Source organism: Streptomyces sp. AcH 505 (genome assembly GCF_000818175.1).
Taxonomy (GTDB): Bacteria; Actinomycetota; Actinomycetes; order Streptomycetales; family Streptomycetaceae; genus Streptomyces.
Genome location: NZ_JTIY01000001.1, coordinates 2,880,983 through 2,890,487 on the forward strand (window position 1 = coordinate 2,880,983; position 9,505 = coordinate 2,890,487).

Consider the following 9,505-nt stretch of genomic DNA (forward strand, 5'->3'; position numbering starts at 1 on the left):
CACCCCGTCGGCCGCTTCGCGGCCCGGCGAGCTGCCCGCCCTCCGGGCGCTGACGTACAGCCGCACGGGCCCGCGCCCCGGCCACGGGCCCGCGCCCCCGACAAGGGGCACGCGCCTACCCCTTCGCCGGCTCCGTGGCCTCCGGCACCCCCGAGCCCTCCCCGCCCTCCGGGCGGTACGGCTCTCCCGGGACCACCAGCGGCGCGCCGGTCACCGGGCAGGGGATGACCATCGACTCCAGGCCGAAGACCTCGCGTACCAGGGCCGCCGTCACCACCTCCGACGGTGGGCCCTCCGCGACCACGTGGCCCTCTTTCATCGCCACCAGGTGGTCCGCGTAGCGGGCTGCCTGGTTGAGGTCGTGGAGGACGATGACGACCGTGCGGCCCTGGTCGTGGTTGAGGCGGCGGACCAGGTCCAGGACTTCCACCTGGTGGGCGATGTCCAGGAACGTCGTCGGCTCGTCCAGCAGCAGCAGGTCCGTCTCCTGGGCCAGGGCCATCGCGATCCAGACGCGCTGCCGCTGGCCGCCGGACAGTTCGTCCACCGGGCGGTCGGCGAGCGCCGTCACGTCCGTGCGGCGCATCGCCTCCGTGACGGCGCGTTCGTCTTCGTCCGACCACTGCTGCCACCAGCTCTGGTGCGGCTGGCGGCCCCGTGAGACCAGGTCGGCGACGGTGATCGCCTCCGGGGCTGCGGGGGACTGCGGCAGCAGGCCGATCGCCCGGGCGATCTTCTTCGTCGGTATCTTCGCCAGCTCCGCGCCGTCCAGCAGCACCGCGCCCCGGCGCGGCTTCAGCAGCCGCCCCAGCGCCCGCAGCGTCGTGGACTTGCCGCAGGCGTTCGGGCCGACGATCACCGTCACCCGGCCGTCGGGGACGGCCAGATCTAGGTCGTGGACCACCGTGCGGTCGTCGTAGGCGAGCGTCAGATCGCGGGCCGTGAGCCTGCTCATCACTTTCCTCCTGCGGTACGGCTGCGAATGATGAGCCAGATCAGGTACGGCGCGCCCACCGCCGCCGTCAGGACGCCCACCGGCAGCTCCGTCGGCGCCAGCACCACCCGCGCCAGCAGATCGGCGAGTACGACGACGAACGCGCCCATCAGCGCCGACGACAGCAGCGGGATCTGCGCGGTCCGGGTCATCCGCCGCGCGATCTGCGGCGCCAGCAGCGCCACGAAGTCGACGGGACCGGCCGCGCCCGTCGCGACCGACGCCAGGATCACGCCCAGGACGACGAGGCCGAGCCGGACCCGGCCGAGCCGTACGCCCAGCGCCAGCGCCGTGTCGTCGTCCATGGAGACCGTGCGCTGCGCGTACGCCGCCCACAGCACGGCGGGCGTCAGCACCAGCAGGACGAGGGCGAGCGGCGCCGCCTCGTCGTAGCCCCGGCCGTTGAGCGAGCCCGTCATCCACACCTGGGCCTGCTGGGCGACCAGCACGTCGCCCTTCGTCATGAACAGGGTCGTGACGGACCGCAGCGCGATGGCGAAGCCGATGCCGATGAGCACGAAGCGCGTCGCGTGCAGCCCGCCGCGCCACGCGAAGGCGTACACCAGCGCCGCTGCCAGCAGTCCGCCGCCGACCGACAGGTACGGCAGCGCCGTGTACGAGGTGACGCCGAACGTCATCGCGCCGACCGTCACCGCGCCGGCGCCCTGGCTGATGCCGATGATGTCGGGGCTCGCGAGCGGATTGCGGGCGACGGTCTGGATCAGCGCGCCCGCGATCCCGAAGGCGACCCCGACCAGCAGCCCCAGCACCATCCGGGGCAACCGCAGCGTGCCGACGACCAGTTGGTCGGGGGACGGCCGGCCGAAGACGACCTTCAGCACCTCGCCGGGCGCCACGAAGCTCTCGCCCACGCACAGATACGCGACGCACACGGCGGCCAGCAGCACCGCCAGCACGCCGACCACCGCCGCCGCCCGCCGGTGCAGCAGGAACGAGCCGCGCCCCGCCCGCACCCGCGCGTAACCGGCGGGCCGTACCGGAACAGCCACAGGCGCCGTCATGCCGGCACCGCCTTCCTGCGGACGAGAAAGACCAGGAACGGGACGCCGATCAGCGCCGTCATCACCCCTGCGGGGACCTCGCTCGGCGGGAAGACGATCCGGCCGATCACATCCGACACGAGCAACATCACCGGACCGACGAGCGCCGCCATCGGCAGCACCCACCGGTGGTCGCTGCCGACGATCGCCCGCGCGATGTGCGGTACGGCGAGGCCGACGAACGCGATGGGCCCGGCGGCGGCGACCCCGGCGCCGGTGAGCAGCGTCGCGCCGACGCCGCCCACGATCCGTACGGTGGCGACGTTCTGGCCGAGCCCCTTCGCGACGTCGTCGCCCAGCGCCAGCGCGTCCAGCCCGCGCGCGACCGACACCACCAGCACCGCGCCGATCAGCAGGAACGGCCAGACCTGGCCCGCGACTCCGGCGTCGCGCCCCGCCACGGACCCCACCTGCCAGAAGCGGAACTCGTCGAGCGTGGCCGCGTTCGTGGTCAGTACGCCCTGAGTCACCGACACCAGCAGCGCGTTGACGGCCGCGCCGCCCAGCGCCAGCTTCACCGGCGTCGCACCGCCCCGGCCGCTCGAAGCGATGGCGTACACCACCACCGAAGCGACGGCCGCGCCCGCGAAGGCGAACCACACATAACCGGACAGGGTGTGCACACCGGCCACCGAGATGGCCAGCACCACCCCCACCGACGAGCCCTGGCTGATGCCGAGGATGCCCGGGTCGGCGATCGGGTTACGGGTGATGCCCTGCAACGCGGTGCCCGCCAGCGCCAGCGCCGCGCCGACCATCAGCCCCAGCAGCGTGCGGGGCACCCGGAGTTGGCGGACGACTTCGGCGTCGTCGCTGTGCCCGCCGTGCAGCAGCGCGTCGAACACGGCGGACGGGCCGACGGCCCGCGCCCCGACGCCGAGGCTCAGCAGCACCGCGAGGAGCAGGGCGACGACCGCCGCCGCGGTCCAGCCGGCCCGGCGGGCGAGCACGGCCCGCCGGGCACCGGGAGCGCCTTCGTATTGGGTCCTTCGACCGGTGTTCGGGGCGGCACTCGGGCTCGTCGGGGCGGCGGCTGGCATCAGGACCAATCAACAAGATCAGCGGGTGGAGACAGCGAAGACATGTCCCCGGGATGGTTAGGCTTGGCTAAGTCTAGCCAGCCGGATCCGGCCGCCGACCTGGGCACAATGGGTCTCATGGCATCCCTCACGGCGCGGCAAGGACCCACTGTCGGTTTCGACCTCGATATGACGCTCATCGACTCGCGACCCGGCATCCACGCCGCCTACCAGGCACTTTCCGCCGAGACCGGCGTCTTCATCGACGCGGACCTGGCCGTGACGCGGCTCGGTCCGCCGCTCGACGAGGAGTTGGCGCAGTGGTTCCCGGAGGACCGGATAGAGGAGATGGGTGACCGTTACCGGGAGATCTATCCCACATTCGCGATCACCCCGACCCTCGCGATGCCCGGCGCCCGCGCCGCCGTCGCCGCCGTCCAGGAACTCGGCGGCCGGGCGATCGTCGTGACGGCCAAGCACGAGCCGAACGCCGAACTCCACCTCTCCCACCTCGGCATCGAACCCGACGCCGTGGTCGGTTGGCTGTGGGCCGAGGCGAAAGCGGAAGCGCTGCGCGAGTACGGCGCGACGGTGTACGTCGGCGACCACACCGGTGACGTACGCGGCGCCCGCGCGGCCGGCGCGCTCTCCGTCGGCGTACCGACAGGGCCCTGCGACGAGCAGGAGCTGCGCGCCGCCGGCGCCGAGGTGATCCTGCGTGACCTGACGGCCTTCCCCAACTGGCTGCGCGGTTACGCGGCCGAGCGCCCCGCGCGCGACGCGGCCGCGGCCGACTTCGCCTGACGGCGCTGCGCGCCGATCGTGCGCAGTATGCCGACGGCGGCGATGACGAACCCGACCGCCATCAGCATGCAGATCGCGTAGGCCACCGAAGGAAACGGACGCGTGCCGAGGAACAGCGGCGCGACGGTCACCAGCGTGGCGACGGCGCCGACGATGAAGACGATCGCGCCGATACGGACCAGGCCGTCGCCGGGAGCGGCTTCGTCCGCGGTGCGGGGTGCAGGAGTAGCAGTCACCTCACCAGGGTAGTTCCATGCCGACGGGAGCGGACAGGAACCGTCCGGCGACGTCTTGTCACCAGCCCCTGGACCATTAGCCTTGGGGATGGCGGGTCAACGGGCCCGCTGTAGTGCTCTCCAGAGCGTTTTTTCGGTGCTGCGCGCGCCCCGGCGGGCCGGAGCGCGCCCCTTACGAGAACGAGGACGAGGACAGACGTGCCTACCGGCAAGGTCAAGTGGTTCAACAGCGAGAAAGGCTTCGGCTTTCTCTCCCGCGACGACGGCGGCGACGTCTTCGTGCACTCGTCCGTCCTGCCCGCCGGAGTCGACGCGCTCAAGCCGGGCCAGCGCGTGGAGTTCGGCGTCGTGGCCGGCCAGCGCGGCGACCAGGCCCTGTCGGTCACGGTGCTGGACCCCGCGCCCTCCGTCGCCGCCGCGCAGCGCCGCAAGCCCGACGAACTCGCCTCGATCGTCCAGGACCTGACGACCCTGCTGGAGAACATCTCCCCGATGCTGGAGCGCGGCCGCTACCCCGACAAGGTGCACGGCAAGAAGATCGCCGGACTGCTCCGCGCGGTGGCCGACCAGCTCGACGTCTGACCGGCCCGCCCACCCGACCGCACGGCTACACGAAACGCAGCGCGTCAGGGCCGAGGGGCGGTACGAGCCCCTCGGTCGCCGCCCGCGTCAGCAGGCCGCGTACGGCCGCGTAGCCGTCCTCGCCCAGGTCGGCGGTGAACTCGTTGACGTACAGGGCGATGTGCTGGTCGGCGACGGCCGGGTCCATCTCCTGGGAGTGCTCGTCCACGTACGGTCGCGCCGCCGCCGGGTCGTCCCACGCCATCCGCACCGACGTACGGGCCGATTCGGCGAGCAGCCGCAGCGTCTCCTCGCCCAGCGAGCGCTTCGCGATGATCGCGCCCAGCGGGATCGGCAGCCCCGTCGTCGTCTCCCAGTGCTCGCCCATGTCGGCCAGCGAATTCAGCCCGTAATCCTGATAGGTGAAACGCGCCTCGTGGATGACGAGACCGGCGTCCACCTTGCCGTCGCGCACCGCCGGCATGATCTCGTTGAACGGCATGACGACGATCTCGCCGACCCCGCCGGGGACGACGTCCGCAGCCCACAGCCGGAACAGCAGATACGCCGTCGAGCGCTCGCTCGGCACGGCGACGGTCTTCCCCGTCAGATCGGTGTCCGCGTCCCGCGTGAGGACCAGCGGCCCGTTGCCACGGCCCAGGGCCCCGCCGCACGGCAGCAGCGCGTACTCGTCGAGGACCCACGGCAGCACGGCGTACGAGACCTTCAGTACGTCGAACTCACCCCGCTCCGCCATGCCGTTGGTGATGTCGATGTCCGCGAACGTCACATCGAGCGCGGGCGCGCCCGGCACCCGGCCGTGCGCCCAGGCGTCGAAGACGAACGTGTCGTTGGGGCAGGGCGAATAGGCGATCTGCAGGGTCATGACGACTCCTCGAAAACGGGGGTGAGCAGCGTGACCGCGCGCCGCAGCGACTCCAGCGCCGCGCCGATCCGCCAGGCGTCCCGGTCGCGCGGTCCTACGACGTTGGAGATCGCGCGCAGCTCGGCACAGGGAAGGGCGTACCCGGCCGCGGCCTCGGCGACGCCGAAGCCCTCCATCCCCTCGGCGGCGGCCCGGGGGTGACGTGCGGTCAGCTCCGCCGTACGGGCGGCCGTGCCGGTCACGGTCGAGACGGTCAGTACGGGGGCGAGTACGGCCCCGGTCGCCACGGCCATCCGGGCCGTCAGCTCCGCGGGCGGCAGATGGACGCCGCGGCCGAAACCCAGTTCCTCGACGGCGAGAAAGCCGTCGGGCGTGTCGGCGCCCAGATCGGCGGCCACCATGGCGTCGGCCACGACGACCGAGCCGAGCGGGGCATGCGGCGCGAAGCCGCCGCCGATGCCGGCGGAGACCACCAGGTCGTACGGGTCACCGACAGCCAGCGCCGTGGCCGTGGCCGCGGCGACGGCGGCCGGTCCGACCCCGCCCGCGAGGACGTCCACCAGGGCGCCGCCCCCCGTCGTACCGGCGGTCAGGGTGCGACCACCGGGCAGCGGGGGCACCTCGCGGCGCTCGAACCCGGTCAGCCCGGCGACGACGGAGTCCGCCTCCGCCGCGACCGCCGTCACCACCAGTACGCGCATGGCAGCGTCAGGACTTCTTCTTCTTGAGCTCGAAGTGCCAGACACCGAAGATTTCCTGGCCGCCCGCGCCGCCGATCTCCACGACGCTGACCTGGAGGCTGTCCGGGGCGGGCTGGCCGGTCTGCTGGTTGGCCTGGAAGAACGAGGCGCCGGGGAAGGTGCGGTACGTCGTCTTGCTCGGCGTGCCCTCGGCCTGCTGGCCGTTGAGGAACAGCTCCCAGCCGTGGTCGGCGATCTTCGGGTCGACCCCGAACCTGACCGTGTCCTCGCTGGCGACCTTGATGCTGTGGCCGGCCTTCTCGTTCAGGCAGGGCTTGACGTCGCCCGACTTGATCGCGTTGCCGTCGTTGTAGCAGGACGCCTCGGTGTGGGTCGTACTCGTCCCGACCGTCACGGTGGCGATGGGGGTGGGCTTGTCACAGGCGGCGAGGACGAGGAGCCCGGCCGACACGGCACCGAGGGCGACACCGGCCCTGCGGCCCTTACCAGAGAAGAACGCAACGGTCATGGGCCGAAGGCTATCGGTCGTTCCGGCTCAGGCGGCGCGGGGGTGCGGCGAGCCGCGTCTGGCCGCACCCAGCAGCCCCCGTACAGCGGCGATCGCGCCGACCGCGATGACGCTTGCCGCGACCGACATCCCCAGCACCCCGTTGAGCGGCAGCGCGATACCCACCGCGCCGCCCACCACCCAGGCCATCTGGAGCACCGTCTCGGACCGCGCGAACGCCGACGTACGGACCTGTTCCGGCACGTCACGCTGGATCACCGCGTCCAGCGACAGCTTCGACAGCGCCTGCGTCAGACCCGCGACGGCGCACAGGATCGCCACCATCACCCCGCCGAAGAACAGCGCGGCGAAGACAGCCGCGGTCAGCGCGATCCCCAGCATCGAGGCGATGATCACCTCGGGACCCCGGGACTTCAGCGCGGCGCCCACCGCCGTACCCAGCGCGTTCCCCGCCCCGGCCGACACACCCACGATGCCGAGCGAGACGGCCTCGCTCAGCCCGGACAGCGGCTGTTCCCGCAGCAGGAACGCGAGAAAGAAGATCAAGAAGCCGGACAGCGCGCGATGCGCCGAGTTCGCCTCAAGGCCGTGCAGCACCGAAGGCCCCACCGACCGCAGACTGGGCCGCTTCGTCTTCCCGTGCGCCAGCAGCTGCGCCTTGCGCTCACCCTTCGCCGAGTCGACCTTGGCGGGCATCGACAGCGCCAGGAACGTACCCCCGAGGAAGATCGCGCACGCCCCGTACAGCGGATACGGCGACCCCAGCGACTGCAGCCCCGCCCCGATCGGGGCGGCGATCCCCGTCGCCAGCAGCCCGGCCAGCGTCACCCGCGAATTCGCCCGCACCAGCGGGAAGCGCGGCGGCAGCAGCCGCGGTACGACCGCGCTGCGCACCACTCCGTACGCCTTCGACGCGACCAGCACGCCGAGCGCCGCCGGATACAGCTCAAGCCCCCCGGTCGCCACGGCGCTCGACATCGCGATGGCCAGGACGGCCCTGGTCAGCATCGCGATGGCCATGGCGGCGCGCCTGCCGTGCGGCACCCGGTCCAGGAGCGGACCGATCACCGGGGCCAGCAGGGTGAAGGGCGCCATCGTCACAGCCAGATACAGGGCGACCCGGCCGCGCGCCTCGTCCGTCGGCACGGAGAAGAACACCGTGGAAGCGAGCGCGACCGTGATCATGACGTCGCCCGCGCCGTTCACGGCGTGCAGCTCGATCAGTTTTCCCAGCCCGGACTCGCCCGCCCCATGGGCGTGCGTGACCTTGCGGATCCCCTTCGCCGTGCGGGTGAACGGCGCCCTCAGGGCACGACTCATGGCCCGCGCCGTCTTGCGGAGCGAGCCGGCGTCATCGGACGACCTTGCGGCTGCCACCCCGTCATAGTGCCCCACACGCCGGGAAACCGAACCGATCTCGGCCATGACGGGGCCGGGCGCCGCGCCGCTCCGACCCCTCCTCACCCGGCCCTCCGTAGGGTCACGGCCTTGTTGCGGTGTTGTCCGAACTGCGGGAAGAGACGGCGTGCAGGTGGGCGGGGGGCGAGAGAGGGGGTAGCGTGCGTAGCGCGCCACCGGCGGTTGTTCTCGGCCGCGCGCCTCTTCGTCATCCCGCAGAATGGATGACGGTAGGTGTGCCCGGGAAGTGGTCGGGCGTTGGACGTCGATGCGGTCCCCAGGTCCGCTCCGCCCTCGGCTCGTACACCGCTGATCGGCCGGCGCACCCGTGATACGGCGTAGGAGAGAAGCGAGACCTGTGAGTGCTGCGACGACGCGAAGCCGTACCCCCGACCGTCTGTGCGCCGAGGCGGTAGACCTCGCCAGGGCGGCCGCCGAGGAAACGGCGGCGCCCGCCGTCGTGGGGGAGCATGTTTCGGCGGTGGCCGACGGGGACCGCGTGGTCACCCACTTCTTCGAATGCAAGGAGCCCGGCTACCGGGGCTGGCGCTGGGCCGTGACGGTGACCCGCGCGTCCCGCTCCAAGCTCGTCACGCTGGACGAGACGGTTCTGCTGCCGGGCCCCGACTCGCTGCTGGCCCCCGAATGGGTGCCGTGGAGCGAACGGCTGCGCCCCGGCGACATGGGCCCGGGCGACCTGCTGCCCACCGAGGCGGAGGATCTGCGCCTGGAGCCCGGCTACACGGGCGAGGACGCGCCGCCGCCGAACTCGGTGGTCCCGGAAGTGGTCACTCCGCAGAACCTGGCGGACCTGGTGGAGGCGGAGGACGCGGAGCTGACGCCGCCGCTGTCGTCGCCGGCGCCCCCCTCGGAGCTGCCGGTGCGCGGCACGATCGCGGCCGTCGCCGAGGAGCTGGGCATGCGCCGGGCGCGTGTGCTGTCCCGGTACGGCCTGCACGTCGCCGCCGACCGGTGGGACGAATCGTTCGGCCCCAAGACGGCGATGGCGCAGGCGGCGCCGGCCCCGTGCGTCTCCTGCGGCTTCCTGATGCCGCTGGCGGGCTCGCTGCGGCAGGCCTTCGGCGTCTGCGCGAACGAGTTCTCGCCGGCGGACGGGCATGTCGTCTCGCTGGCGTACGGCTGCGGCGGCCACTCGGAGGCGGCGGTCATGCCGGCGCCGTTGCGGCCACCGCCGCCGGTGCTGGACTCGATGGGCGCGGACGCGTTCCCGCTGGGCACGGGCCGTGAGCCGACGGACGGCCCGAGCCAGCCGTAGCCCTCGGACGGGTTCTTGGCTGCGGGTTTTGGCTGCGCCGCGTGCGGTTGGTGCCGGTGTC

The 9,505-nt window shown here is 72.5% G+C and carries 11 protein-coding genes; 3 read left to right on the top strand and 8 right to left on the bottom strand.

Going from position 1 to position 9,505, the window contains the following annotated elements:
- Positions 1–115: 115 nt before the first annotated feature.
- Genes HY68_RS13235 through HY68_RS13245 form a run of 3 tightly spaced genes read right to left on the bottom strand, consistent with a single transcriptional unit; the run spans position 116 to position 3,095 of the window.
- The gene (locus HY68_RS13235) at positions 116–955 is read right to left on the bottom strand and encodes an ABC transporter ATP-binding protein (RefSeq protein WP_041988405.1); all 840 of its coding nucleotides are present in this window, start codon (positions 953–955) and stop codon (positions 116–118) included.
- Positions 955–2,016: an iron ABC transporter permease gene (locus HY68_RS13240; RefSeq protein WP_041988407.1), complete on the bottom strand. Its 1,062-nt coding sequence runs from the start codon at positions 2,014–2,016 to the stop codon at positions 955–957. The genes HY68_RS13235 and HY68_RS13240 overlap by 1 nt, the downstream gene beginning before the upstream one ends.
- A complete protein-coding gene (locus tag HY68_RS13245) occupies positions 2,013–3,095 on the bottom strand; it encodes an iron ABC transporter permease (RefSeq protein WP_078863587.1) in 1,083 nt (360 codons plus the stop codon). Before HY68_RS13245 ends, HY68_RS13240 begins: the two co-directional genes overlap by 4 nt.
- A gap of 117 nt (positions 3,096–3,212) precedes the next feature.
- Between HY68_RS13245 and HY68_RS13250 the strand changes: the two genes are divergently transcribed.
- Positions 3,213–3,878: an HAD family hydrolase gene (locus HY68_RS13250; RefSeq protein WP_041988411.1), complete on the top strand. Its 666-nt coding sequence runs from the start codon at positions 3,213–3,215 to the stop codon at positions 3,876–3,878.
- Here HY68_RS13250 and HY68_RS13255 read toward each other — a convergent pair.
- Positions 3,827–4,114, bottom strand: a complete 288-nt coding sequence (locus HY68_RS13255; protein ID WP_041988414.1) for a hypothetical protein — start codon at positions 4,112–4,114, stop codon at positions 3,827–3,829. The two genes, HY68_RS13250 and HY68_RS13255, sit on opposite strands and share 52 nt — an antisense overlap.
- A gap of 198 nt (positions 4,115–4,312) precedes the next feature.
- On the opposite strand from HY68_RS13255, the gene HY68_RS46045 reads away from it, so the two are divergent.
- On the top strand, positions 4,313–4,696 hold the full coding sequence (locus HY68_RS46045) for a cold-shock protein (RefSeq protein ID WP_041988417.1): 384 nt from the start codon (positions 4,313–4,315) through the stop codon (positions 4,694–4,696).
- Positions 4,697–4,721: 25 nt separating this feature from the next.
- On the opposite strand, the gene HY68_RS13265 is transcribed toward HY68_RS46045, so the two are convergent.
- Genes HY68_RS13265 through HY68_RS13280 form a run of 4 tightly spaced genes read right to left on the bottom strand, consistent with a single transcriptional unit; the run spans position 4,722 to position 8,147 of the window.
- The gene (locus HY68_RS13265; RefSeq protein WP_041988419.1) at positions 4,722–5,561 is read right to left on the bottom strand and encodes a 1,4-dihydroxy-6-naphthoate synthase; all 840 of its coding nucleotides are present in this window, start codon (positions 5,559–5,561) and stop codon (positions 4,722–4,724) included.
- Positions 5,558–6,262: a futalosine hydrolase gene (locus tag HY68_RS13270; protein WP_041988422.1), complete on the bottom strand. Its 705-nt coding sequence runs from the start codon at positions 6,260–6,262 to the stop codon at positions 5,558–5,560. Before HY68_RS13270 ends, HY68_RS13265 begins: the two co-directional genes overlap by 4 nt.
- Positions 6,263–6,269: 7 nt before the next feature.
- Complete coding sequence (locus HY68_RS13275) at positions 6,270–6,770, bottom strand: hypothetical protein (RefSeq protein ID WP_041988424.1); 501 nt, start codon at positions 6,768–6,770, stop codon at positions 6,270–6,272.
- Between the two features lie 27 nt (positions 6,771–6,797).
- On the bottom strand, positions 6,798–8,147 hold the full coding sequence (locus HY68_RS13280; RefSeq protein ID WP_041995948.1) for an MFS transporter: 1,350 nt from the start codon (positions 8,145–8,147) through the stop codon (positions 6,798–6,800).
- A 379-nt stretch (positions 8,148–8,526) separates the two neighbouring features.
- Here HY68_RS13280 and HY68_RS13285 point away from each other — a divergent pair, with 379 nt between their 5' ends.
- Positions 8,527–9,444, top strand: coding sequence for a DUF3027 domain-containing protein (locus HY68_RS13285; protein WP_041988427.1), 918 nt, complete (start codon positions 8,527–8,529; stop codon positions 9,442–9,444).
- Positions 9,445–9,505 lie beyond the last annotated feature (61 nt).